The 24,851-nt window shown below is 61.5% G+C and carries 21 protein-coding genes; 12 read left to right on the forward strand and 9 right to left on the reverse strand.

Going from position 1 to position 24,851, the window contains the following annotated elements:
* Positions 1-11: 11 nt before the first annotated feature.
* The 3 genes from SKP52_RS21880 to SKP52_RS21890 are packed head-to-tail and all read right to left on the reverse strand — an operon-like array spanning position 12 to position 3,124.
* On the reverse strand, positions 12-881 hold the full coding sequence (locus SKP52_RS21880; RefSeq protein WP_228383739.1) for a class I mannose-6-phosphate isomerase: 870 nt from the start codon (positions 879-881) through the stop codon (positions 12-14).
* Positions 868-1,773 carry a UTP--glucose-1-phosphate uridylyltransferase gene (locus SKP52_RS21885; protein ID WP_052208716.1) on the reverse strand — a complete coding sequence of 302 codons (906 nt, stop codon included), beginning with the start codon at positions 1,771-1,773 and terminating at the stop codon, positions 868-870. The genes SKP52_RS21880 and SKP52_RS21885 overlap by 14 nt, the downstream gene beginning before the upstream one ends.
* A gap of 49 nt (positions 1,774-1,822) precedes the next feature.
* Positions 1,823-3,124, reverse strand: a complete 1,302-nt coding sequence (locus SKP52_RS21890) for a cell wall hydrolase (RefSeq protein ID WP_148309211.1) — start codon at positions 3,122-3,124, stop codon at positions 1,823-1,825.
* 405 nt (positions 3,125-3,529) lie between these two features.
* Here SKP52_RS21890 and SKP52_RS21895 point away from each other — a divergent pair, with 405 nt between their 5' ends.
* The 3 genes from SKP52_RS21895 (at position 3,530) to SKP52_RS25725 (ending at position 6,770) form a co-directional block, all read left to right on the forward strand.
* Positions 3,530-4,417 carry a glycosyltransferase family 2 protein gene (locus SKP52_RS21895; RefSeq protein ID WP_039578776.1) on the forward strand — a complete coding sequence of 296 codons (888 nt, stop codon included), beginning with the start codon at positions 3,530-3,532 and terminating at the stop codon, positions 4,415-4,417.
* Positions 4,418-4,494: 77 nt separating this feature from the next.
* On the forward strand, positions 4,495-5,826 hold the full coding sequence (locus SKP52_RS21900) for a polysaccharide pyruvyl transferase family protein (protein ID WP_039578779.1): 1,332 nt from the start codon (positions 4,495-4,497) through the stop codon (positions 5,824-5,826).
* Complete coding sequence (locus tag SKP52_RS25725) at positions 5,826-6,770, forward strand: nitroreductase family protein (RefSeq protein ID WP_039578782.1); 945 nt, start codon at positions 5,826-5,828, stop codon at positions 6,768-6,770. Before SKP52_RS21900 ends, SKP52_RS25725 begins: the two co-directional genes overlap by 1 nt.
* Before the next feature lie 10 nt (positions 6,771-6,780).
* Here SKP52_RS25725 and SKP52_RS21910 read toward each other — a convergent pair whose 3' ends face one another.
* Both SKP52_RS21910 and SKP52_RS21915 read right to left on the reverse strand, forming a co-directional pair.
* The gene (locus tag SKP52_RS21910; protein ID WP_228383740.1) at positions 6,781-8,244 is read right to left on the reverse strand and encodes an oligosaccharide flippase family protein; all 1,464 of its coding nucleotides are present in this window, start codon (positions 8,242-8,244) and stop codon (positions 6,781-6,783) included.
* A 95-nt stretch (positions 8,245-8,339) separates the two neighbouring features.
* A complete protein-coding gene (locus SKP52_RS21915; RefSeq protein WP_039578786.1) occupies positions 8,340-9,428 on the reverse strand; it encodes an acyltransferase family protein in 1,089 nt (362 codons plus the stop codon).
* A gap of 117 nt (positions 9,429-9,545) precedes the next feature.
* Here SKP52_RS21915 and SKP52_RS21920 point away from each other — a divergent pair, with 117 nt between their 5' ends.
* Positions 9,546-10,640, forward strand: a complete 1,095-nt coding sequence (locus SKP52_RS21920) for a glycosyltransferase family 4 protein (protein ID WP_039578787.1) — start codon at positions 9,546-9,548, stop codon at positions 10,638-10,640.
* Here the strand turns inward: SKP52_RS21920 and SKP52_RS21925 are convergent.
* Genes SKP52_RS21925 through SKP52_RS21940 form a run of 4 tightly spaced genes read right to left on the reverse strand, consistent with a single transcriptional unit; the run spans position 10,588 to position 16,568 of the window.
* Positions 10,588-12,036, reverse strand: a complete 1,449-nt coding sequence (locus tag SKP52_RS21925; RefSeq protein WP_052208719.1) for a hypothetical protein — start codon at positions 12,034-12,036, stop codon at positions 10,588-10,590. The genes SKP52_RS21920 and SKP52_RS21925 overlap by 53 nt on opposite strands.
* Positions 12,033-13,178 carry a glycosyltransferase gene (locus SKP52_RS21930; RefSeq protein WP_052208722.1) on the reverse strand — a complete coding sequence of 382 codons (1,146 nt, stop codon included), beginning with the start codon at positions 13,176-13,178 and terminating at the stop codon, positions 12,033-12,035. The genes SKP52_RS21925 and SKP52_RS21930 overlap by 4 nt, the downstream gene beginning before the upstream one ends.
* A complete protein-coding gene (locus SKP52_RS21935; RefSeq protein ID WP_081997482.1) occupies positions 13,175-15,427 on the reverse strand; it encodes a GumC family protein in 2,253 nt (750 codons plus the stop codon). The genes SKP52_RS21930 and SKP52_RS21935 overlap by 4 nt, the downstream gene beginning before the upstream one ends.
* A gap of 43 nt (positions 15,428-15,470) precedes the next feature.
* The gene (locus SKP52_RS21940; protein ID WP_039578789.1) at positions 15,471-16,568 is read right to left on the reverse strand and encodes an outer membrane beta-barrel protein; all 1,098 of its coding nucleotides are present in this window, start codon (positions 16,566-16,568) and stop codon (positions 15,471-15,473) included.
* A 438-nt stretch (positions 16,569-17,006) separates the two neighbouring features.
* Here SKP52_RS21940 and SKP52_RS21945 point away from each other — a divergent pair, with 438 nt between their 5' ends.
* The 8 genes from SKP52_RS21945 (at position 17,007) to SKP52_RS21975 (ending at position 24,766) form a co-directional block, all read left to right on the forward strand.
* Positions 17,007-17,879, forward strand: coding sequence for an endonuclease/exonuclease/phosphatase family protein (locus tag SKP52_RS21945; protein WP_039578791.1), 873 nt, complete (start codon positions 17,007-17,009; stop codon positions 17,877-17,879).
* On the forward strand, positions 17,872-19,014 hold the full coding sequence (locus tag SKP52_RS21950) for a nucleotidyltransferase domain-containing protein (RefSeq protein WP_039578793.1): 1,143 nt from the start codon (positions 17,872-17,874) through the stop codon (positions 19,012-19,014). The genes SKP52_RS21945 and SKP52_RS21950 overlap by 8 nt, the downstream gene beginning before the upstream one ends.
* Before the next feature lie 247 nt (positions 19,015-19,261).
* Positions 19,262-19,411, forward strand: a complete 150-nt coding sequence (locus SKP52_RS26305; RefSeq protein WP_148309212.1) for a lasso RiPP family leader peptide-containing protein — start codon at positions 19,262-19,264, stop codon at positions 19,409-19,411.
* 108 nt (positions 19,412-19,519) lie between these two features.
* On the forward strand, positions 19,520-19,786 hold the full coding sequence (locus SKP52_RS21955; protein ID WP_052208727.1) for a PqqD family protein: 267 nt from the start codon (positions 19,520-19,522) through the stop codon (positions 19,784-19,786).
* Entirely contained in the window at positions 19,779-20,210 is a 432-nt protein-coding gene (locus SKP52_RS25730) for a lasso peptide biosynthesis B2 protein (RefSeq protein ID WP_081997485.1), read from the forward strand. Before SKP52_RS21955 ends, SKP52_RS25730 begins: the two co-directional genes overlap by 8 nt.
* 2 nt (positions 20,211-20,212) lie before the next feature.
* Positions 20,213-22,090 carry an asparagine synthase-related protein gene (locus SKP52_RS21965; RefSeq protein ID WP_039578797.1) on the forward strand — a complete coding sequence of 626 codons (1,878 nt, stop codon included), beginning with the start codon at positions 20,213-20,215 and terminating at the stop codon, positions 22,088-22,090.
* On the forward strand, positions 22,087-23,019 hold the full coding sequence (locus tag SKP52_RS24865; RefSeq protein ID WP_052208729.1) for an HPr kinase/phosphorylase: 933 nt from the start codon (positions 22,087-22,089) through the stop codon (positions 23,017-23,019). Before SKP52_RS21965 ends, SKP52_RS24865 begins: the two co-directional genes overlap by 4 nt.
* Positions 23,006-24,766 (forward strand): ABC transporter ATP-binding protein, encoded by a 1,761-nt coding sequence (locus SKP52_RS21975; protein WP_039578799.1) that lies wholly within the window; start codon positions 23,006-23,008, stop codon positions 24,764-24,766. Before SKP52_RS24865 ends, SKP52_RS21975 begins: the two co-directional genes overlap by 14 nt.
* The last annotated feature ends 85 nt before the right edge of the window (positions 24,767-24,851 follow it).

The raw sequence follows: 24,851 nt of genomic DNA on the forward strand, positions 1-24,851 counted from the left end.
CATTCTCCCAATCACCAGATTGTTGTCGGTGAGTTTCGAAACAGATCGCCGCCGCAACTGCGTGCAACGAACATTCGCGCGCCGCCGAGCGGCACGACGCGCGATGGATCGCCCGTCACCACGCAATCTCCGGGCTTCGCCACGCCGTTGTCGGTCGCGACGATGCCCTCTAAGGGGACGACAAAATAGGGACCCCGTCCGTCGAGCCGCGGAATGCTGTCATGAGCAACCGACAGCTTGAACTTCGGTCCATCGACGAGCCGCCCTGCCTTTTCGATCGACACATGCCGCCGCATGGCGGCTGGGTAGGGCTGGGCATTCGAGACGTCGATCCCGTGGTCGAGGTGCAGCTCGCGCGGTCGTCCATAATCGTAGAGGCGATAGGTGATATCGGCATTTTGCTGGATTTCGACCAGCGAAATCCCGACGCCGATCGCGTGTACCGTGCCTGCCGGAATATAGAAGAAATCGCCCCTTTTGACAGGAATCCACTCCATCAAGCTTTCGATATCGCCATTGCGGCATGCTTCGCGCAACTCGTCGGCGGTAAGTTTACGCTTCGTACCGATGCCGACGCTGGCGCCCGGCTCGGCATCAAGGATGTACCAGCATTCTTCCTTGCCCTGACGGTGTCCGGCGCGGCGCGCTTGATCGTCGGACGGATGGACCTGGATCGAGAGCTTTTCGCTTGTGAAAATATATTTGATCATCAGGTCCAGCGGGCGCCCTGGCATCTCGAACCAGATCTCGCCCACCGGATCGGAAAGCGGGGCGTTTGGCGTGCCGAAGGGGGTGGGGAGGGTCCGGCGCCCCCACGGTTTTTCGACCCGCATCGTGTCGAGCTTGAGCGCCGCGATCGGCATGCCGCTATAATGCAACATGGCTGCGCCCCTTGCCGGCTGTGCCCGAAATGTGAGTTTGCGCGGACCAGAAGTCCTCGACCGGGCCCGTCATCCCGGGGCGCGTCATCGCCACGGCCAAGTTGGCGATGACAAAGCCGATCGCATCGCCGCAATCATAACGCCGTCCTTCGAAATTATAGCCGAAGCTGTCGCCCTTGGCCGCCGCGCGCGCCAGCGCGTCGGTCAGCTGGATTTCGCCGCCGGCACCGCGTTCCTGTGTCGCGAGCAGCGACATGATGTCGGGGTCGAGGATGTAGCGGCCGACGATCGCCATGTCAGACGGAGTGTCGGCGGGCGCGGGTTTTTCAACCATGCCGCTGATCCGCGTCACCGAGCCGATCTCCTCTTCGGGAATCACGATGCCGTACCGGGCGCTGTCGTGCGGATCGATCCGCTGGGTGCAGATGATATTGCCGCCATGTTCGGCATGGACAGCCGCCATCTGTGCAAGGCAGCCAGGTTGGCCGACCATCAGATCGTCGGGCAAGAGGACGGCGAACGGTTCGTTGCCGACCAGCTCGCGCGCGCACCAGATGGCATGACCCAGCCCGAGCGGTGCCTGCTGCCGAACATAGGAGACGCTTCCGGGTTCGAGCCGCGTCTGGGCGAGCGGTGCCTGGGATTTCCCGCGTGCGCTCAGCGTCGCCTCAAGCTCGAACGCGACGTCGAAATGATCCTCAAGCGAGGATTTTCCGCGCGACGTCACAAAGATGAAATGCTCGATACCTGCTTCCAGCGCCTCCTCGACCGCATATTGGATCAGCGGCTTGTCGACGATCGTCAGCATCTCCTTCGGGATGGCCTTGGTCGCGGGCAGGATACGGGTGCCCAGCCCGGCAACGGGAAAGACGGCCTTGCGGATTTTTTTCACGACGCGGACACCTCCAAATGATGTTATCCGCCTCCTGCATCCTCTCTTTTTAAGTGTTCTGCGTGCCGGATCGTCGGTCCGACTGGAAGTTCCCGTTAAAGCCTATCCATCGCGCCCTGTCTGCGCCCAGGCACTGGCTGCTGCTCTTCCGCTCGAAATGCGAGCAATTCCAAAAGGCCCGATCGACGCCGGTGCGACGATCGCGAACATAGAGAAAAGCAACCGCCTCCCGATCCGCGCTCGACGTCGGCAAGGCGTTGGCGCGGCCGCTGCTTTCCAGCCATCCGACGACCTTGCAGAATTTCTGATCGCCGCAGACGTTTAGCGCCTGCATCGCGAGTGAACCGCCATTTCCCTCTTCGCGCGCATTGATGAAATGGACGCCTTCGAGCGAGGGCGGAGGCATTGCGGGCGCCTCCAGCGAGGCGAGGGTGGTTTTTACATCGGCGACCGCCACGGGCACGAGGCCCGCCGCGTCGGCGATCATGACAGCGTCCTCGCTGAGCTCTGCTCGGTGCGATAACGAGAGCGAGGCGAGTTTTGCGATGGGCTGCTCGTGCCCTGCATAGCCTTGACGCAGCGCGGCGGGTTGGCCCCACTTTCCGCTCCAACGGAAGAATAGATGCGTGTCGACCTGCGCGATTTTCTCGAGTTTCGCACTCCAGATCGGATGCACCCAATCGGTGTGATAGTGGGTCGCGAGACCGACGGACGCATCGACCAGGCCGCCAAGTGCCGACCGTGCGCGCGCGCGCGTCTCTGCCCAGGCGACCTCGGACGGCGTGCGGCGTAAAGCGCCGTCGCAGGTGAAGGTGAACTGGCATCCCGTCGTTCGTTCGCTTCCCTGGAACACGACGCCGCATACGGTGGCCGGGAAGGCGGGATGGCGGACGCGATTGAGGACCACCTGCGCGACGGCGCGCTGGCCGCGGTCGTCATTGCCCGCCTCGTACCACATGGCCGCGGCGAGGCAGTCGACCGCTTTTTCGCGGCTCGCGGTTTCACCCGCGAGCGCGAAGGGTCGCGCGGCCGGGATCGGGGCGGTGCTGAAAGGTATCGCGACGTTGATCTCGCGCGCCGATTGCGGGTCGATCTTGTTGAGCAGCAACGGCTCGGGAAGCGGAAGGTCGCTTGGAACACCGGGCGAACCCAAATGAGCCGCGGCGAGCCGGGACGCGATATCGCGCGCTTGCCCGATCGTTCCACCGGTGAAGCTCGCAAGGACGACGAGCAGCGTCAGCGCCGCCGCCGCCTGGAATATCCGGTCCTGGATAGCAAATCGCGTCACCGAACTCCGATCGACCAAAATGCTGGACTGCCCGAAATTCCGGGCGGCGCTCTTCAAGATCACCACAGGAATGTGACACAATCAAAAAATATTGCAATGCAACATAGGTCTGCAAAGCCGGTCTATGGTGCGAAGATTGTCCGAACCCCTGATTTTGGCGTCACGAAAATCCCTATTTAACTGACATTTACGGTTCTGCTAATGAGCGGCCTCGCTGTCTCGTTCCGGTACCGGCCGACCCTAATCGCGCTGTCGACACATAAATATGTTGCATCGCACAACGAGTCGGCCCTAGCATGAGGTATAGGCGTCTGGGAGCTCTCCCCATGAACCAGGCAATGACGATCCGGATTCTGAGCGCTCCTGCGCGCGCTGCCTCGACGGCGGGGCTCGACCCATTGGCGCGCCTCGCGATCGGCTCGCCACCAGAGCGTTCATCCTGCCGGTTACAGCTGAGGAGTTGAAGGCATGAGTCGGCTCGAGGTTGCGGTCATCATCGCCAGCACGGGCAGGCCCGCCAATCTGGCAACGTCGCTCCGCCATTTCTCGAACCAGACCCGGCCCCCTGCGGTGATCCTTCTTTCGGTGGCGTCCAAGGACGATTTGCCGTCCGATCTCGATGACTATCCCGGCGTCGAGCATGTGATCGGCCCCAAGGGCCTTCCGGCGCAGCGCAATAACGGACTGCGCAATCTGCGCGTCCCGGCCGATGTGGTCGCCTTTTTCGACGACGATTATATTCCCTCGCGGCGCTGTATCGAGAGGATGGCCGATTTTTTCGATACCAATCCCGATGTTGCCGGCGCGAACGGGCTGCTCCTCGCCGACGGCATCAACACGCCTGGCATCTCGACCGAGCAAGCCGAGGAACTGGTGGAACGTTACGACGACATCGCAGCAACGCCTGACACCGCAATCCGCAAGGACATGAAGGGCCTCTACGGTTGTAACATGACCTACCGTCGCCTGATGATCGAGGGCATCTGGTTTGACGAGCGTTTGAAGCTCTACGGCTGGCAGGAGGATATCGACTTTGCCGCCCAATTGCTCGGACGCGGTCGGCTGGTCCAGACCCACGCCTTTGCAGGGGTGCATCAGGGCGTGAAGGGTGGCCGCGCGTCCGGCGTCCGGCTCGGCTATTCGCAAATCATCAATCCCCTCTACCTCGCAGGCAAGGGAACGATGCGGACAAGTTTCGCCCTGCGAATCATTTTCGGTAATTTCGTCGCCAATCACGCACGGGCGCTGAAACCGGAGCCATGGGTCGACAGGGCCGGGCGCGTGCGCGGCAATTGGCTCGGCCTGTTCGATGCGATGCGCGGCAGGCTGACGCCGGAAAGGATCGAGGCCCTGTGATCAGCCATCGCCGTCCCGACGCCGTCACCGGCATCCGGCCTTCCTGTTCCCAACCGTCGTAGCGAGGTGCGTTTCCAATGACATCACAGCCCCAGCGCAATGCTCCGCAAGGCGAGAAGGTCGGGCTGCTGAAATACGCCTGGCGCAACCTCGGGATTCGCAAACTGGTCCTCGAACGGCGCTTTCGGACACTTGAACTGGAATGGAAGGCGGCGCGCGCGAAGGTCCGGCAATATCATGGTGTCCCGGCGAATATCCTGATCATTCCGTCCGATCCCGAACTCCTGACATCATCGACCGGCGATCAGGCGATGATCGGCGCCATCGTGGCTTACTGGCGCCACGCGATCCCACACGCCCGCATCAACGTGGCCGTTGCCAATGACGTCGCCGCTGCCGCGGCGCAAGCCATTGGTCTGACGCCGCTTCGCCTCCTTACCTCGGCGGCGACCTTCGAAGCTGCGATCGAGCAGGTGAAGGCGTGCGAAATCGGTACCGTCGTCGCGATGGGGGCCGATGTGCTCGATGGCAGCTACAATGTGGCCTTCTCTGGCCGTCAGCTGATGCTTCTCGACCTGCTCGCACGCGGTGGTGCAGACAGCTATGTTACCGGCTTCAGCGTCAGTCAGGACTTTCATCCGCGCATCGCCCGCCTGTTCGATGCGCTCGACGCGTCGGTCCGGATCAACCTGCGCGATCCCGTGTCTTTCGGCCGTTTCCAGCGTGCATCGACGGCACAGTCGCATCTCGTCGCCGATGTCGCCTTTCTTCTCGATCCAAGGGTGTCCTCACTCACCGAGGAGATCTCCGGCTGGATCGCCGATCAGCGGCGGACAGGCCGTCTTGTGCTCGGGCTCAACTGTCATCCGTTGTTGCTCGAACTTGAGGACCGCCACGATCTCGATCGCTTTCTCGACGCCTTTGTCGAGGCGATTGCCGATTTCGCTGCCCGCCGCGAGCTGGCCTTTTTGATGATCGATCACGACAGCCGGGGCTCCTCCTCCGATGCCATCTGCTTGCGGCCAATCTATGACCGCTTGCTTCGAAGGATGGGCGCGGAGCATATCCTTTATCCGGACGAGCGCCTTGCCGCCGACGAGATCAAGGCGGTGGTCGGCGATCTCGATGGCGTCGTTTCGGGGCGGATGCATCTGATGATCGCCGCGATGGGGGCGGGCACGCCAGTCTTCGGCATCGACTATAAGGATAAGATGGAGGGGTTGCTCAACCATTTCGGTCTCCCGACCGATTCGCTGTGCACGGCCGCCGACTTCATGCGAGGCGATGACAGACCGGCTGTGCTCCTCACCGAATTTGTCGATCGGATCGACGCGATCCGGACGCATGTGGCGGAAGCCAAGCCGCTGGTGAAGGCAGCCGCAAGGCAAAATTTCGCGGCCGCAGCCTGATGCTCGCCGTCGCCAAATCCTTTGCGAAGCTGAACCGCAATCTCTTTTACGATGCCTTCCGCTATTTTCGTTTCTCCTCGATGTTCGACCGCGAATCCGAAAGCGCGCGGCTCGGTGCGGCGATCAAGATGGATGCTCACCGGATCGAGAAAGGGCTGGCCTTGCCGCAATCGCGCCCCGGCTTCGGCCAGGATGTCGTTGCACGGCTGATCCGCGATGTCAGGATTTATGAGCAGCGCTTCGGCGCCGACCGGATTACGCGCGTCGCCCGTTCGGCGCTCGCGGACTATGAGCAGACCAGTCGCGATCAAGGTGTGCCGCACGCAAACCTTGGTCAGTTTCTGACCCCGGGCGATTTTGCCCAAGCCGAGTCCGCGACGATCCGGCTCGATGCGGAATCGGTCCGTGCCCGATCGCACATGGATTTTGCGTCATTCGCGCATTCGCGCCACTCGCTTCGCCAATTTTCCCTTGACCCTGTCGACCGCGCGGCGATCGAGGCCGCTGTGCGTGCGGCCGAACGCACACCTTCGGTCTGCAACCGCCAATCGGCCAAGGCTTACCACATCGTCGATTCGGCGCTGCGCAGGCAGTTGCTGGAGATACAGGGCGGAAACCGGGGGTTCGGCGACGATATCTCCGAACTTCTGATCATAACGTCCGAACTGCGCAATTTCGTGAGTGCGGCCGAACGCTATCAATGCTGGATCGATGGCGGCCTGTTTGCTATGTCGCTCGTTTACGCGCTTCATGCCCAGGGTCTGGGCACCTGCATGCTCAACTGGAGCGTCGATCCGAGCCGCGACATCGCAGCGCGCAAGCTGATGAAACTGCCGCCGACGCAAAATATCATCGTCTATATCGCGGTGGGCCATTACCCCGAAAGCTTCTCGGTCGCGACCTCCGCGCGGCTTGGTGTCGACGATATTCTGATACGTCTCTGACCCGCGCTGGTCAGCGGGCGTGCACCGCGCGCCTGCGGAAGATGTTGAGGATGAAGGCGCCGGTGACAATGGCGTAGATGGCAACGCCGGCGGAACCCAGCGCCAAGATCTTGAAGATATGCGGAAGGGCATGCACTGCGCCGTGCCTTTCGAGCAACCACAGCGCGCCGATCATTGCAGTGAGGCCTGCAGCTGGAGCAGCGAGCCGCTTCAGGAAACGGGTGGAAGCGAAATCGCCATGGACCCGGAGTGACCACAGGGTCACGGCCGCGACCAGAACGCTTGCCGCCAGCTGCGCCCAGGCAACCGCATGGAGTCCGAACGGGACGGCCAGAATGGTCGCGACCACCGACATAATGGCGGCCGAGATCGCGAGTTCGCGCGCCCGCTTTGGCTGGTTGTCGAGTGAGAAGACCGGCTCGCTCAGCGTCGTGACAAACCCGATCAGATAGGCGATCGCCAGGATCGATATGATCGGCGCCGCGGGAGCCCATTTCTCCCCGAGCAGCATCAGGATCAGCGGTTCGGACAATTCGGCCATGAGCACGAAGACCGGTGCCGCCACGCAGAAAAGATACCAGGCCGAATTTTCGGCGCTCCGCATGCGTAGTTCGCGGCGGTCTGCACCGTCGGCCTTTTTCATGGTCGACCAGAAGATCACGCGCGCGGGTTCCCGCAGGGCTTCGGCGGCGGCTCCAGCGACGCGGGTCGCGGCGCGGTAGAAGCCCACCGCGATCGGATTCAGACCGAATCCGATAACGAAGACCGAGGAGTTCCCACTCAGGAAGGAGGCGAAACGTCCGACGAGGATTTGGCCCGCGAACTCGATCATCGCACGATCGTGCGGCTGCCGCCGCCACTCGCATTTCACGCGCTCCTGACCATGCATCAGGCAAAGCAATGCGGTGGCCTCGAGCGCGAGTTTGGACACGCCGAGCGCCAATATCCCCTGGCCGGCCCACAGCGCGCCGAGGCCTGCAAGGCAGCCTGCGGTTTCCGAAACGATCGATGCCACGGAAATCTGATGAATCTGGCCGGCTTTCGTCAGTCGCCCGGCGTCGAGGGTCGCGAAACTTCGAAATGGCACCCATAATGCCAGCGCCACCATGGTGGGAGCGAGACGGGCGTGCGGACTCGCGACCCAGAAGATGACCGCGGCGCTGGTAATCAAAAGAAAAATGGCCAGCGAGATCATGATCGCCAGCCCATAGCTTCGCCGAACGAGGGCGTCTTCGTCATGGCAGATCAGATATTCGCGCCAGCCCCCCTCGGCGAAGAGCGAAAGCCCGAGGGCAAAAGCGAATAGGAGACTGAAAGTGCCGAAGTCGGCGACGCCGATAAAGCGCGCGACGACGAGAAAGAAGGCGAACTGGACGATTTGCGCATATACTCTGGCAAGGAACAGTCCTCCTGCGGAGGTCGAACGGCCTGCCGTCGATCGAAGCCGCTTCACGATAGCCGCCGTCTGGGACACGATGGAGAGACACTCCTGAAACGCCGAATTCAAAGGCTATCAGATCAATGTTGCGTTGCAACATAAATCGCTTTGAGGCTCTGGAAAACCGTGGCCTATCGAAAACCAATCCATTTCGAGAGACCGACGCGATCGGTAATCGCCGCTGCCACGAGGGGCACGAGAACTCCAACGAGACACAAGAGCGCCAGAAGGATCTGGGCTGGAACGGCTGGGTCATATTTGAGCACGGCGATCCGCGTCGCAGCGATGAAGAGAATATGAAGGAGAAAGATCGGCATTGTCTGTCTGCCACAGGAAATCAGCCAGCCTGGTGCCCATTGTCCGGTGAACCGCGCAAGCGAAACGAGCGCAATAATCGCGGCGAGTGCGGCATAGAAATTGTCGAAACTTCGAACGTCGAGGATGATCGCTGCCCCCGTTTCCGGCCAGCGACCGGGAATACCTAGATCGATCGCGTGCGCCATCGTTACAGCGAGCGCGGCACATGCCAAGGGGACCGACCAGAGCGAAACCCTGTCGCGCGGCGAAGGCCCGCGATCGAGAAGCAATGGGCCGAGAAAGACCCCCAGCCCATAATAGGGCGCCATCTGCAGGCTTGCCTCGACAATGCCGGGCAAGGCTTGCTGTTCGGCGAGTGACCCGGCCGCGATCAGAAGGAGCAAATAGAAGGGAGTCGCGATGGCGCGTCGGGCGATGAGGGACAGGCCATGGAAGAAAAAGAGCGAGTAGAGGAACCAGAATTGCGCCGACGGCATGAAGAACATCCGCAGCAGCGATGGGCCAAGAGGGCCGCCTGGATTGTTGGCGAGCGATCCCGCCATCGTGATCGCTACAATCTGGACGGCGCTCCACAGGAAATAGGGCCATGCGATCTGGCTAAAAAGCCGGGCGCGAAAACGATCGGGATTATCGGTCACCCGCTTCGCCACGAAGAGTCCCGTCAAAAAGAAGAAAAGCGGCATATGGAAGATGTATATCGCGGCGAAAAGCGGCCGAAACCATGTCGTGCCCGGCGCGAAGCCGGCATCGATCAAGCCGCCGAGCGCATGGCCGAGCACAACCAGGAAAATGCCGGCGCCCTTTAGCGCGTCGACCCATTGCAGCCGCGCCGCGCGCGTATCGCGCGCCGGGGAATCGGCAATCGCATGAGGCGCTCCGACGCCGGTCGCTTCCAACGGCATAATCGGCTGTTTCCCGGCTGCAATTCGTAATCCGAGTGTTGCATCATTTCGCAGGTGCAGCAATAAAAAAGCAGGGCGCCGCCGCGCTATCGGCGAGTCGGAACGACGGAGCGGAATGTGCCTTCAAAACCTCGAAAAGTGGTCATAAACGGCAAGTTTCTTTCGGGGGTGCCGACCGGCGTACATCGTGTTGCCGAAGAGCTGATCCGGCATGCCAAGACCATCGTCGATCAGGACCCCGAAATCGGTCGGCGGATCGAGCTGTCGCTGTGGGTTCCGCGCAACGGGGAAGCGAAGGCGAAGCACATGGATATGCCGTACCGCGTCGTCGGTCCTTTCAGCGGGAACCTGTGGGAGCAGATCACGCTTCCGTTGCGCGCACGTGGCCGGACCATCGTCAGCTTGTGCAACGTGGGACCGATGCTGACACGCGATGCAATAACAATGTTTCACGACGCCCAGGTGCATCTGGCACCCGACAGCTACTCGCGTCCGTTCCGGCTATGGTATCGCCTGCATCAGCCGATCAGTGGACGGCGGCACCGCAGGATTTTGACCGTATCGCATTTCTCGCGCGAGCAGCTCGAGCGGGTCGGGGTCGCTGGCCTCGACAAGACCGCCGTCGTCCATAACGGGGTTGATCATGTGCTGTCGACGGTGCCGGACGATGCCGCGCTACAGCGTCTCGGCTTGGGCGATGAACCCTTTGTCGTCGCGCTGGCCAACACGCAGCCGCACAAGAATATCGGGCTTTTGCTGAAGGCATTTTCGCGGTCCGAATTGGAAGGCACGAAACTTGTCCTGTTCGGTTCGGCCCGCGCCGGGGACTTTGTCGCAGCCGGTCACGTGGTACCCGCCAATGTCGTCTTTGCTGGCCGCGTAAGCGATGCCGAATTGCGCTCGCTATATGGCCATGCGCTTTGCATCGCCTTTCCCTCGCTTACCGAAGGCTTCGGCCTGCCCCCGCTCGAGGCGATGACAACCGGCTGCCCGGCCATCGTCGCGCCGCTCGGCGCTCTTCCCGAAATATGCGCCGATGCGGTTGTTTATGCCGCGGCGGACGATCCCGGCGCATGGGCCGCTGCCATCGTGCGGCTCAACCAGGATGGCGATTTCCGCACCGAGATGCGGGCGGCCGGCGAGCGTCAGGCGGCTTCCTTCACCTGGAAACGTGCCGCCAGCCGGCTGGTCGAGGAATTGTTGGCGCTGTAGGGCTGCCAGCGCGATCGGCCGGCCGGTTCGGGATTGCGTTGCGGCACTTCAGCGCGATCGCGATGCCCGCAAAACAGGCGAAATCCATGCCCGGATCGGGTGAAGCCTGCGTGAGCAGCGCCGGAATCAGCGAAGCGATGGCGGTCCAGCCCATGGCATCGGCGATATCGCCTGCCTCGGACCCGGGTTGCGCGCCGCGCCGCGGCCATCCGATTTGGACAAGATAGACGATGAAGCTCACAATTCCGACCACGCCCATTCCGCCGAGGATTGCGGTCACAATGCTGGATGATCGGAAACTTCCGGCTCCGATCCCCAAGCCATAGGACACGAAGAACGCATCAAGCCCCTGGCGAGCCCAAAATGCACGCTGCAAACCTGAATCCGAGCCGGCTTTGTCGACGGTCATTTGGCGTATCATCTCTTCGAACGCCTGTGCCGCTTCGCTCGATGCGATCATGAGCAGCGCGACAAACGCGAGACCGAGCAGCGCGACCGCACCGATCGCGATCAGCTTGTCTGCGCGAAGATAGGGCGGCATCAGCGCCGCGCGGCATATGAGGACAAGCGCGTAGCCGGCGAGGCCGACATAGGCTGTCGACGATGTCGAAAGCATGAGTACCACCGCCATCAATGCCGCCGCAAGCCCCGTCGCTCGCGGTCGGATATGCCTCAGCCACAGTTCGAAGCAGAGGATGAACCAGGCGAGACCGAAATCGGCATAGACCGAAGGTTCGGGCATGATCCCGTTGATCCGGATGAAGCTTTTAGTGCGCTGATCGACTTGCGAATAGGAGCCGTTGCGGAAGAATTCGACGACATGGTCCCACGGCGTCCCGCGAAGGGCCACACCCAATATGCCGAGCGTGGCGTGCGTGACCGTGATGACGATCGCGGCCGTTACAATCGGATTGAGATTTTTCGAGCGCGCGACCGCGATATAGCAACAGAGGGCGGCTATCCCGGTGCCGATCAGATAGACTGCCGTCGTGATATTCTGCGACGAAAAGAAGAGCGGGATCGTGTCGAACTGATGACGCATCCCTATCGGCCGTAACGGGAAAACCTCCATCGACCGCTGGAAAATCCGTGGCAACAGAAAGGCACCGATAAAACTGTAAACGCAAAAGATGACCAGCCAGACATTATCCACGATCGCCTGGCGGAACAGCCCGGCGTCCTCCTTCACCAAGCTGAAGCAAGACAAGAGCAGGAAACCCAGCATGATGCGCCCCGGCGGGATCGACGATCCGCCGAGGCTTGTCAGGATAAGCGCCGCCGAGCCATCGAGCAGGCTGAGCGCAATGACCGCGCATAGCAATGCCATCGGGCTACGGCGAAGCAAAAGCCAGCAGCCCAGAAGGATCGTCGCAGCGCCGATCAGCGTCGGTATCATCGCGCCGCCTCGACCAGCCTCGCCAAGGGATCGGACAGGGGCGAAGCCGAGTTCAGCGCGCGCGACACGATGCGCGTAATTCCGGCGTCGAAAAATTCGGGTGCGAAACGCTGGGCGTTGGCAACTGCGGCATCGGGCTCGAAATCGGGCAGCCAGCGCTCGAAGCGCTCGACGGCTTCGATCAGGGAGTCGGTTTCCTGGCGGTCGAAGAACAGCCCGGTTTGCTTGTCGACAATCGAATCGCGAACGCCGCCGCGGCCGAAGGCGATCACTGGGCGGCCGGCGGCGTTGGCCTCCACCGGGATAATGCCGAAATCCTCCTCGGCCGGAAAGACCAGCGCGCGGCAATCGGCATAGGCCTGGCGAAGCGCAGCATAGTCGAGCCGTTCGACGATCCGGACATTGCGTCCCGTGCGCCTTGCAATGTCGCGCGCCAGCTCGCCTGTGCCAACCATGAGCAGCGGCAGTCCGAGCCGTGTGAAGGCGTCGGCGACGAGGTCGGCTCGTTTATAGGGCGTCATTTGCCCGACCCACAAATAATGGTCGCCGATCGACTGGGATTTCTGAAACATCGCCACGTCGACGGGCGGGTGGACGACGTCGGCCGAGCGACCCCAGCTTTTCCGGATCCGGCGCGCGATGAAATGGCTGTTGGCTGCGATATGGTCGATCCCTTGCGCGGACGTCACATCCCATCGTCGCAGGGCCGGAAAAGTTGCCGACATCGCGGCGCGCGAAAGCAGGCCCGCGCTCGCGCGATACTGATGATAATGATCCCACAGATAGCGCATCGGCGAATGACAATAGCAAAGGTGGAATGCATCGGGGCGTGCGATCACGCCCTTGGCCGGACCGGACTCGCTGCTGATCACCAGATCATATTCGCTCAGATCCATTTGCTCGAGCGCGCGCGGCATCAGCGGCAGATATTTCTGATAATGTTTCCTTGCGCCGGGAAGGTCCTGGATGAATGTCGTGCGTATCCTGTGCGACGCGATGAAATCGGACACGGCCGCGGGGTCGTAGACATGGGTGATGATATCCGCGCCGGGATACAGGCGCAGCAGGCGTTCCAGCACCCGTTCGCCGCCGCGCATGGCGACCAGCCAATAGTGGACGATAACGGTGCGCGGCGGCTTCATGCGGCCGCCGCGACATATTGCTGATACTGGGTGTAATAGCTGCTCGAGTCATCGGGCGCGTAACGGCTCTGTTTGCGCAGATCGACGCGCGTAAGCGCGACGCCCACATAGCGGGTCAGCCGGGCAGGGAGGAGCCGCGACGCCGTGACGACGGCTTCGTCGGGTGTCGATCGCCATTTTGCGGCCAGGATGACGCCGTCCGACAAGCCGGCAATCTCGCGCGTTTCCGCGACGGCAAGCAGCGGCGGGCAGTCGAGGATGACGAGGTCATACCGTTCCTTGAGCTGCGCGACCGTCGCCTGGATGAGGCCCTTGTCGGTCAGCCGGTCGCCTTCGCTTCCGCGCGACACGATTGGCAGGATATGCAGGCCAGCGCCGACCGTACGAATGGCCGCATCGAGGCCGCTTGTTCCCGCACCGACTTCGATGAGGCCCTGCCCGTCGTGAATATGAAATTCGTGCGACAGGCCCCGGCGGAAGATGTCGCAGTCGACGACAATCGTGCGATGGCCGGTTTGCGCCGCGACCAGGCCGAGCAGCGCCGACAACACGCTCTTGCCTTCCGCCGGCAGCGCGGATGTGACCGCGATGACCTGCGCTCTTTCGAGGCCCGGTATCTGGATCGAGGCATGGATGTTGCGCAGCGATTCCGCGAGGATCGAATTGGGCATGCTGGCAATCGTCTCGATCGGATTCGGCGCGTGATGCTTGGCCGTGCCATTCTCCGGGACCATGCCGAGGTAGGGAAGCCCGGTCCGCTTTTCGACATCGGCTGCCGTGGTCAGGCCGCGGAACTGCATCTCGGCCACGAAGGCGGCGACAAGACCCAGACCGATACCGCAGATCGATGCGAAAAAGAGGTTGAGAATGATGTTCGGGCTCGTCGGCATTGTCGGCGGTGAAGCGAGGGTCAATACGCGGGCATCCGACCGTTCGGTGCCGCTGCTGGCCAACGTTTCCCGATAGCGCGCGAGGTAGGATTCATAGAGACCCTGCGACGCTTCGGCGCGGCGCTGCAGGTCGTCGAGCGCCACCATGGCCTTGTTGTTGGTGAGCAACTGTCCCTTTGCCGAACCGAGTGTTCCCGAAAGCGAAGCCAGTCGCTGCGACGATACTGCCGCCTTCGCTTCAAGATTCGAGATGACGCGGTCGATCTCCTCCTGGATCTGCTTGTCGAGGTCGGCCATTTCCTGCCGCGCACGCTGAAGGTCCGGATGGCGGTCGCCATAGCGCACCCTGAGATCGGCCATCTTGACGACCAACTGTCCGCGTTGGGAACGAAGCGACGAGACGACCGACGATTCGAGCGCCTCGCCGACATCATCGCCCATCGAGCCGCTGCGAAGCTGTGCGCGAGCGGTTTCGAGCCTGGCGGCATCGGCCGCGGCTTCCGCGCGCGCGGTTGCCGCCTGCTGGTTGTAGACCGAAATATCCTGTTCGGTCAGCGATGCGCCCGTCGTGCTGGGAAGACCGTTGCGGATGCGGTAATTCTGTACTTCGGCAAAGTCGGCCGTTGCCTGCGCTCGAAGCTCCTCGACCTTGTCCCTGAGGAAGCCAATCGCTTCAGAGGTCGCGGTCTTCTTTTCGTTTATCTGCGACTGCGCATATTCATTGGCGTAGGCGTTGGCCAGCATCGCCGCCATTTCCGGATCGTGATGGCGGTAAGCAATGCCGATCGAATAGGAGGTCCCGATCCGGGTCGCGCCCAGCCCACTGCGAAGATAGCGGACAAGTTGGTCTTCCATCTTCTGGCGCTGTTCTGGGTTGAGCTTGTGCAGATCGATCGGCGCTTTCCCCCCGCCAAACATGCGCGACAGCGTCGACGCGGGCGGATTCACAAAGGGGTTGAATTGCCGGTTGTCGACAAGACCGTATTTTCGGACGATTTCGCGAGCCATCCCGAGCGATCCCACCACCTGGATTTCGGTGGCGACATCGGCATCCCCGGCCATGGTCGGCTCGGCCTCGTCGCCAACTTTCGCCGCAAGTTCGCGATTGGATCCTGTCAGCCGAACGATCGCATCGGCCGTATATATCTTGGGCTGCCAAAGTGTTGCGAGGAGACCGATAACGAATATGGCAGCCGCGACGCCGACGATCAGCCACAGGCGGCGGCGCAGCATGTTGAACAGCTTGGCAAAGCTCAGCCTGTCTCCGGCGGGCGAGGGCGACGTATCGCGCAGGCTCCGTGCGTCGGAACCTCGCACCATATCCTGCTGCGGCTCGGCATGCATTGCGGGGAGAGTCATTTCGTGCCTTTCGCTTTTCTTTTTCTTGCAAGCTTGATGGCGGTTACAGGGCGAATGTCATGCGGACTCCTGTCTGCGCGGCGGAATAATCACGGATCGGGCCGGAGCCCGAACCAAAGCGGCTGTTGAACGTCGCGTAACCCCCGGCCCGGAGCCACCGGTTAACTTTCCATTCGACCCGGCCTGTTAGCGAAAGGCGCTTTGCCTGGAGCCCGATCTGGCCATAGTCCTCGAATGCCAGCGCGGTCTCGGCCGTGATTAGAATGTTCCGCCGGAACTCATAGTCGGCGCCAAGCGTGAAATCGGTGATGGTCACCGCGCTCACCTGGTCGAGCGTGCTGGTCGATGTCGACTGCGCAAGATCGGCACGTACGCTGATCAGCGGCGTCGGGTACCAGCGAAGCCGGCCGAACAAGGCGACGCCCTTGATTTTGGCGAATAGCGGGTTGTCGAACTTGTGCTGGCGGATGCCGGCGTTAAATTCCGCCGTCAGTAACTGGGTGATCTGGTAGCGTAGGCCGACGCCGATCGAATAGGCCTCGGCATCGCGAGAGAACAGCGGCCGAGCGTCGCTATAACGGTACACGTCGTAGGTTGCGCGCGTTTCGAGCGCGAGAAGGGGGCTCACTTCATAGCCGAGCGTCAATGTGCCGCCCGAGCGCCGACTGTTGCGAAAGCTCTGGTCGATGACAAAGCCATCGTCCAGTTCGACATCTTCGTATGTCGACCGCGCGGCAGAGAGCCCAATCGACGCGTAGAGGCGGTTGAAGCTCTTTCGGAGCGATATGCGCGAACGCAGTTCGCGCATTTTGAGCGGGTCGCCGACCGAAAGGTCGTTTGCGACAGTGCCGCGCGCCGCGGTCGTATCGGCCCAACCGATTCCGGCGCTCAGGACAAAGCCCGACGGTAGTTCGGTCGATCCCCCGGCATCGAGGCGGAACTGTTCGTCGTCTTGGGTGGAATAGGTTGCGTAGCGCCGGATCCTCGCCTCGCCATAAAGAGCAAAATTTGCGCCGGGCTCGGTGATCGCTGCGGTGATCGTCGGGACGATCGAAACGCTGGTGTCGGATCGCGGGTCGTCGGCAGTGGTAAAGACATTCGAAGAAAAATCGGGGGAGATCGTCAAACTGGGCCGGATCATCAATTTGCCTGCCCGGATACCGACGGGATCATAGCCAGGCTGGGGCCGGTTACCGGCAACATCGCTTGGTTCGCTGTCGAGCGTTTGCGCGCAGGCCGGCTGAATGCCGGCCGCAAGGCTGAGGGCCGTTATAAGGGCCGCGACCAGTCGGCAACGATCGACGCGTTCCCTCCGGGCAGCGCACTTGTCGCCGGCGATAGTCTCTCTTGAACCGGTCCGCATATGCACCCCGCAATGCCTCCGAGAAACAGACTCCCTGATCGTAACCGAATACAGAAATGTTGCAATGCACAAAAAACTAAAGCATCATAAGCCGTGTAGAAAATGAGGAGGAGGCGAGGGCCTCACCGCATGTCTCGACGAAAAGCACCCGGCTACGCCGGCTTGGTGATCCTTGGCCTTCTCCTAGGCTTGGCATTTCTCGGCGCGGACATAGAGATGCTCGATAGCATCAATATCGCCGCGCCGGTTTGGACCGCGCTGGCGCTCACCTACCTGCTTCTCGCGCTATGGGGCGACTGGCATGCCGGCCGCCGAGGGCGCGCTGCGATGTCGGCGCTCCTCGCGGCCGGCTACCTCGGCTTTGCCCTTTTGATTTTCCGTCCGCTATGGGACGGGGTGGATCCTGTCGCTGCCGGAGGGGAAAGCTTTCGCCTCGTCAGTTTCAATATCAACAAGGAAAATCCGGAGCAGCGCGAAGTCGCGCGATGGATCGAAGCGCAATCGCCCGATTTTATCATTCTGCTTGAAGCCCGCGATCGGACCGGTTCGGTCTCGCGCATGCTGAAGGCGCGATATCCCTATCAATATGACTGCCGCGGCGATGGTTATTGTTCGACGCTGATTTTGTCCCGAACCCCGGCGCTCGACGTCACGCACCATGCGCGCGGCGATGCGGAAAATCGCAAGGCAATTTCGGCGCTGACCGCGCGCTTCGATCGGGAAGGCAGGGAAATCGCGATCACGGCTGCGCACATGCCGCGGCCGTGGCCCATGGGGCGCCAGGCATCGCGGTTGCGGGAACTTGCGGCCGTCGCAACCGAGCCGAGCGGCAGCCAGATCGTGGTCGGTGACTTCAATAACGTTCCATGGACCTTTGCCATGAACCGGCTCGCGGTCGATCTGGACATTCGCCTGATGAGCCGGGCCCTCGCCACCTGGCCTACCGGCGGACCGGGTGCGGTGCTACCGATCGATAATATTTATGGTCGGGGATGCCTGGGTCTGGTGGACCTGTCGCGCGGTCCGGAAATCTGGTCGGATCATCACCCCTTGGTCATGACCGCGCGAATAGGGGGGTGCGATGGATAACCGCCCCTTTCTTGCGCTTGCGACCGTCGTCAATCCACGCCGGCGGTTAACGACCGATGGATTGGCGGACCAGCTTGGTCCCGATTTTTGCGGCTGGCCAACGCTCATCGAATATGCCGAACGCCACCGCGTCATGCCATTCTTTGCCAACCGCCTTCGGGCGCTCGGCTGGATGGCGGGTACGGCGGCCCGGGTTGATGCGGACGTGCAGGCGCGGCTGGAAAAAACGGTGCGCGAATCCGCCTTTGCCGAACTCGCGTCGCTTGCCGAACTCAAGCGCATCTCCCAACGCTTCGCGGACCATGGCGTGACCCCCATTCTTCTCAAGGGGCTGGCTCTTTCGCAACTCTGCTTCGGCAAGATCGGCTGGCGAACCAACCATGACATCGATCTCCTCATCAAGCCTGCCGAACTCGAGGCGTGCGACCGACTTCTCGGCGATATGGACTATGTGCGGGTCGAACCGCATCCGGCGCTCGACCCAGTGCAAACAGAACGCTGGCGGCGCGCGCACAAGGATTGGGTCTATATCCACCGGTCGCGGCGAACGATCGTCGAGGTTCACTATCGCCTGTTCGACAATGAGCCGCTCTGCGCGAAAGTCGATCTGGATCAGGTCGAACCTTTGGATCTGTTCGGCCAGCATCTGGCGCTGTCGCTGACCGGCGACGCGCTGCGCTCCTATTTGGCGCTTCACGGCCTGCTGCATGGCTGGTCACGCCTGAAATGGCTGATCGATTATGAGCTGATCGGACCTGCTTCAACGTTGCGCAGCGAGCGGCCGGTGGCGATCCGGGTTGCCGACCGTCTGGGCGATACGCTTTTTTCATCTCCGCCAGCGGCGCCGAATGGCGGGGGTTATGGCCGCACGGCGTTGCTCGTGAGATCGTCACTCAACGCGATGGCCGGCGGCGGGGCACAGGAACTCGAACGGACGAGATTTGGCACGACAATCAAGAATATAAGTCATTACTTAATCTCGGTTCGGCCCGCCTATTGGCTCGCCGAGCTTCGGTACGACCTTGCGGACAGGTCGCGCGACGGCGACGCGGGCGCCGCTGGATCCGGATTCTTCAATCGGGTCGGCGGCTGGATTCGGAGGAAGGCGGGTTTCGACTCGGGCCTGCGCAATTAGCGAAAAGCTAAATTGACCGGTGATCCGTCTATTTTTGCCGCGCCCAAAAATGGGACGGCCCCCGTTTAGTTGTGCGGCCCTGAAGTAGAAAATCGGCCATCTTCATGCGTTTAAGACATTCAATTTGTTTAGTTGTTTAGTTTGCACCCGCACGAATTGGTGCGCCGCACCATATTGACTTGGTTAAGGAATCATGAAAATTTTCGATGGGCGGGCACTTCCGCCCGTCTACTGATGGAGGGTATCCATGCATACACTTCCGAAATCGGCTTATGCGAAGCCGGAACTCGTCGAAGTCGGTTCTTTCGAGGACGTGACGCTCGGCGGCAGCTCGGGGTCCAATCTGGACGCCGATTTTCCCTCGGGGACCCCGTTTAGCGATCTCACCTTCTCCTGATTCGTTCAGGAAAAGAGGGACCTCTCGGGATTCCGAAACAGTGGGGGGCGGTGGGTCGCCCGCCCTCCATTTCCTGATCGGGGTCGCAACCATCGGGAGAATTTTGACGTGAAATGGATAGCCAGCCCATCGGCTGTTTACAGCGATCTCGACGGGATGACCGCATTGCTCGATACGCATGGCAATATCTATTATTGCCTATCGGGCATCGGCCCCTTTGTCTGGGACAATCTGCGGGCCGGTGCGAGCGCGGATGACATTTGCGACGCGGTAACGGAAAATTATGATGTTTCCCTGTCAGTTGCACAAACCGATGTCACCGCGCTGCTGGACAAGCTGTCCTCTGCTGGTCTGATCGTGTCGACGGATGCCTAGAGAGCGACCGGGCAAGAACCGGCGCCTCGCGGCAGTTTGGCGTGACAAGTGGCTGCTGTTGTCGTCGTTCATAATATTGTGGTTTGTGAGGCTCTCCCTCTCGCTGATAGGCTATAACCGAATGATCCGTTGCGTATCGTTCCAGCCGCACCAACCGGTCCCGAGCGATGCTCTGGCGCTCCGCATTGCGACCTCCATTCGGTACGCGTCGGCTCTTGTGCAGAACCCGACCTGCCTGGTGCAGGCACTCGCCGCGAAGATACTCCTCGGGCTGCGGGGATATGCCTCGCAAATCAAAGTGGGTGTCCGCCGCAACGGCGATACATTCGGCGCCCATGCCTGGCTGATCAGCGACGGCAAGATCGTTCTGGGAGGCGACAGCGAGAATGTCGCCAGCTTTCAGCCTCTCATGAAGATCGAATAGAGATGAGCGGCATCTGCGGCATCGTTCCTGCAACAGGCGATCATTCTCATGGCGTGGCCATGCTGGAGAGCGCGCTCGACGCGATGGCGCATCGCTGCCGCGACGGAATGTCCTGCTTTCATGACGAGCATGTTCTGGTGGGCCATGGGCTGCTCGACACCGGGTGCAACGGGTTCGCACTCGACGACGACGGCTATGTTGTCGCATTCGATGGCCGGCTCGACAACGGCGACCAGTTGCGGGCAAGCCTTCGCGACGCGGGAGGCCTTCACGCGCCGCCCTTTGATCACCTGTCGGATACGCGACTGTTACTCGCAGCCTATCGCACGCTCGGTGATGCGCTGGCGGAACATTTGCTCGGCGATTTTTCGATCGCGATCTGGGATCCAGTCAAGCAGCAACTGTATCTGGCGCGGGATCAGATCGGGGTCAAACCGCTCTTTTACCGGATCGTTGACGACGCATTGCTGTTCGCTTCCGAGATAAAGGGGCTGTTGGCGATGCGCCCCGACCTTCCGACGGAGCGGCGCGAGGCCGCAATGGCGGCCTTTGTCCAGGGCGAATTTCCGGACGCCGATCGCGACCGGACCTTTTTCGCAGATATCTATCGGTTGCTGCCCGGTCATTATGCGATCGCTACGCGCGGGACCTTCACGACGCATTGCTACTGGCGCCTCGATGCCGATGCGCCGGTTCCGCGAGACGATGTCGGAGGTGAATTTCGCAAGCTGTTCCTCGAAGCGATCCGCCGTCGGCTTCGCGGGAACTCGGCGGTCGGATCGCTCCTCAGCGGGGGGCTCGATTCCTCGTCGATCGTCAGCGCCATGGCTTCGAGCCGGGCGGATACCGATCCTCCCGTACAGGCGTTCTCGCTGATATTCTCGGACCCGGATGTCGAGGATGAGCGCGATTTCATTGCCGCTGTCGTCGATCAATATGCGATTGGCCATGCGACCGTGGATTGCAGCGGCGTCTCGGGCCTGGCGCATGCCGACGCGATCCTCGGAGAACAGGATCAGCCGCCGGCTGGACCAAATGGCGGCATTTTTCGCTATTTTCTGAAACAGATCGCAGCCGATTTTTCCGGACGCGTGATCCTGCACGGGCACGGCGGCGACGAAGTGATTTCGCACGGAGGCGGCCTGTTCGGTGAACTCGCGGCTTCGGGCCAGTGGCGAAAATTGTGGCGGGAATTGCAAGCGGTGCGCCACGTCACCGGCGCGCCCTGGCCGCACTTCCGGCGCCTGGTCTGGCGGCGCGGCATTCGCCGCAGCGTTGGCAAAATGCTTGACTATCCGGCGAGCTTCCTCATGCGCGGCGCGGCTGTGCAGCGCGACCCGCTCACCACCGCGCCCGATGGACGCGACCGACCGATCGAGCAGGCGGCCCACTTGAAGAAGCTGAGCTCGCCCATTTTCGCCCATGCGCTCGAGGTCATCGATATCGAGGCAGCTTGCGCCGGCGTCGAACTGCGTATGCCGTTTCTCGACCTCGACGTGGTTCGCTTCTGCATTACGGTCGAGGCGCAAGAGAAATGGCAGGATGGGCGCCCTCGCTCCGTACTCCGCAATGCGATGGACGGCGTCTTGCCGGAGAAGGTGAGGCTGCGCACCGACAAGCATGATTTTGCGACCCATCTGCGCCAGTCGCTGTTGCGCTTCGATCGCGACGTTATCGACGAAGCGATATTGAAGCGGCCCGATCTGATTCTGCCATATTGCAATCTTGCCGAGCTTCGCGCCGACTGGTCGGACCTGCGAATGACGGGTGAGCTCGATGGCTTGGCCCTGATGCGACTTTGGCGCGCCGTCATGCTCTCGCGCTGGCTGGCGATGGAAAATCCACCAGAGGATGCGCCGTATCTCGAGGAGGCGGCATGATATCCGGCGCGTTCTTCTACCGGCTTTATGGCCTGATCATACGGTCGGACTTTTGGCTGGAGGAAACCGATTCTTGTCCCGCGGCCGCTCCCGACGTCCAGATCGCTGCGGCAGATTTGTCGCAATATTCGCTGCCCTTCGAGGGATTCCGGCAATTCGTCGTCCTGCCCGAAGGCGATCTGCTGCGATTCCGGGGCGTCGGCGCTTTCCTCGTCCGCGCCGGTGGGCGCGAAATCGCGGTGGACCTCGATCCGGCGTTCGACCTTCGCCTCCTTGCCCTGCCGCTACTCGGTCCCGTGATCGCAATCCTGCTGCATCGGCTCGGATATCTGGTCCTTCATGGCAGCGCGGTGGAACTGGACGGAGAGGCCGCCGTCTTCCTTGGCGACAAAGGAGCTGGAAAATCGACCACCGCTGCCAGCCTCGTGGCGGCGGGCTACCCGCTCATTGCAGACGATGTCGTCGCAGTCCGTTTGTCGGGCGAGTCGACTCTCGTCCTCGCCGGCTTTCAGGCTATGAAGCTTGATTCGCATATGGAGGAACGCTTCGACCCGGGGGCTGGTCACATCATCGAACCGTCCGACGGCCTCTTCACCAACGGCAAGATCCGCTTTCGCTTGAATCGGGACAATCCGCGTTCGCCTTTGCCTCTCGGGACGATCCATGTTCTCGATCGTGGGGCGGCAAATGTTTTTCGCCCCTTCGCTGCGGTCGATTCTTTTCAGGCATTGATCCGTTTTTCCTATTTCCCCCGCCTCGGAACCGCTGCGATCGAAAGGGGCGAATCCGCTACCTTGTTCGCGAAGGCAGCCGCCCTTGCGGGACGCGCGAGCGTCGGCCAACTCACCGTTCGCAACGGGCTCGACTGGCTTCCCGAACTCGCATCGTTCCTCAGCCATGCCGACAGGCGCGACCATGCGCTCGCATGACGGGATAGCCGATTTCATCCGGCTCGTATGGACCGGAACGCGCGGCGCCTTTGCAAAGGCCGCCATTCTCCAGACATTGGGCAGTCTTAGCGAAATCGTCTCGATCCTCCTGCTGATACCGTTGCTTCGTTTGCTCGATCCGAGCCGGAACGAAATCCTCATCGACCTCAGTCGGTTTCCTCTTGCTCCAACCGGGCATGCGTTGGCGATTACGCTTCCAATGATTATCGGCGCCTTTGTCGTCGCAACGATTATCCGTTCGCTGCTTCTCGAAACCAAGGAACGCTACAATGCGCGCGTCATGTTTGGTTTTGTCGCCGACTTTCAGCACCGGCTCTTCAAGGCGGTCACCCTGACACGCTGGCAGGTCCTCGGGCGTTACCGCACCGCGGACCTGACCCAGATATTGACCTCGAACATCGACCGGCTCCTGATGGCGACGCACCAGTTGCTCCAACTTGTTCAGTCAGCGTTGATGACGGTGATTTTCGCGCTCGCGTCGCTCGCGATTTCGTGGCGAATGACGCTTGCTGCGGTTGTCATAGGCGTCGCGGTGTTCACCTTCACCTATCGTGCGAGACGGCGCTCGTTCGAGCATGGACAGACCGTGGGTCGGCAGCGCCGAGACGAATTCCGCCTCGTCGACGGCTTCCTCGGCGGGCTGCGTACTGCGAAGCTATTCGGTTTGCAGAAACAGCATCTGGCCGCGATGGATGATGTGCTGTTCCGCATCTATCGTCACAACATCCGTTTCGCGTCTGCGCGGGCGCGCAGCGCGACGATCTATCAGACGTTGACGGCGGTGGCTGTCGCAAGCTTCATCTTCTTTGCGCTGACATTTCAGACGATCGAATTGCCCGTCCTTCTGGCGATGCTCTTCCTGTTCATGCGCCTCGCACCGCGGATCATGGCTCTGCATTCGGTCAGTCAGGAACTTGCCGCCAGCCTGGGGCCTGTGAGCGCCGTGGTGCAGCTTCTGCAGACGTGCCGTGAAAACGCCGAGCAACCCGTCCAGTCGGAGGGCAGGATCGATATCCAATTGGAACGCGGCCTCGAACTGGCCCAGATCCGGTTCCAATATGGGCCTGCCGAGGCTCCGACGCTCGACCGCATCTCCGCATTTGTCCCCGCGCATGCGATAACGGCGATCAGCGGGCCGAGCGGCAGCGGCAAGTCGACTTTGCTCGACATAATTTCGGGTCTCTTGCCGCCGGCGAGCGGCAAGATCATGGTCGATGGCGTCGCGCTCGGTGAAGATCTGATGCCGCAGTGGCAGCGCCACGTCGCGCTCGTTCCGCAAGAGACTTTCCTGTTCAACGATACGATCGCTGCCAATCTTCGGCTCGCCGACAATGAGATCGATGACGAGCAATTGTGGAGGGCTCTCGAACTCGCCGATGCGGCTGAACTGGTGCGGTCAAAGCCCGCAGGGCTTGAAACGCCCGTAGGGGATCGGGGGCAGGCCTTGTCGGGTGGCGAGCGGCAGCGCATCGCGATCGCGCGGGCTCTGCTGCGCCGTCCTCGCCTCCTGATACTCGACGAGGCGACCAGCGCGCTCGATACCGCAAGCGAGGCGCGTGTGGTCGAGGCGATCCGTTCGCTGCGCGAGGACATGACAATCGTCATCGTGACGCACCGCCCCGCGCTACTCGACGCCGCCGATTATGTCATTGCGCTCGAGGAGGGCAGGGCAACCTCTAGCCCCCTCGCGTGGGAAGTGATGGACGGCGGCAAAATCGCGATCTAGAATACTCGCGCAGGCTTCTCGGCAGAAGATGCCGACGACGATGCGAGAGGAAATGGGTCATGGATGGTTCGCGCGACAATCCGCA

The sequence above is a fragment of the Sphingopyxis fribergensis genome (assembly GCF_000803645.1).
In the GTDB taxonomy this organism is placed as follows: domain Bacteria; phylum Pseudomonadota; class Alphaproteobacteria; order Sphingomonadales; family Sphingomonadaceae; genus Sphingopyxis; species Sphingopyxis fribergensis.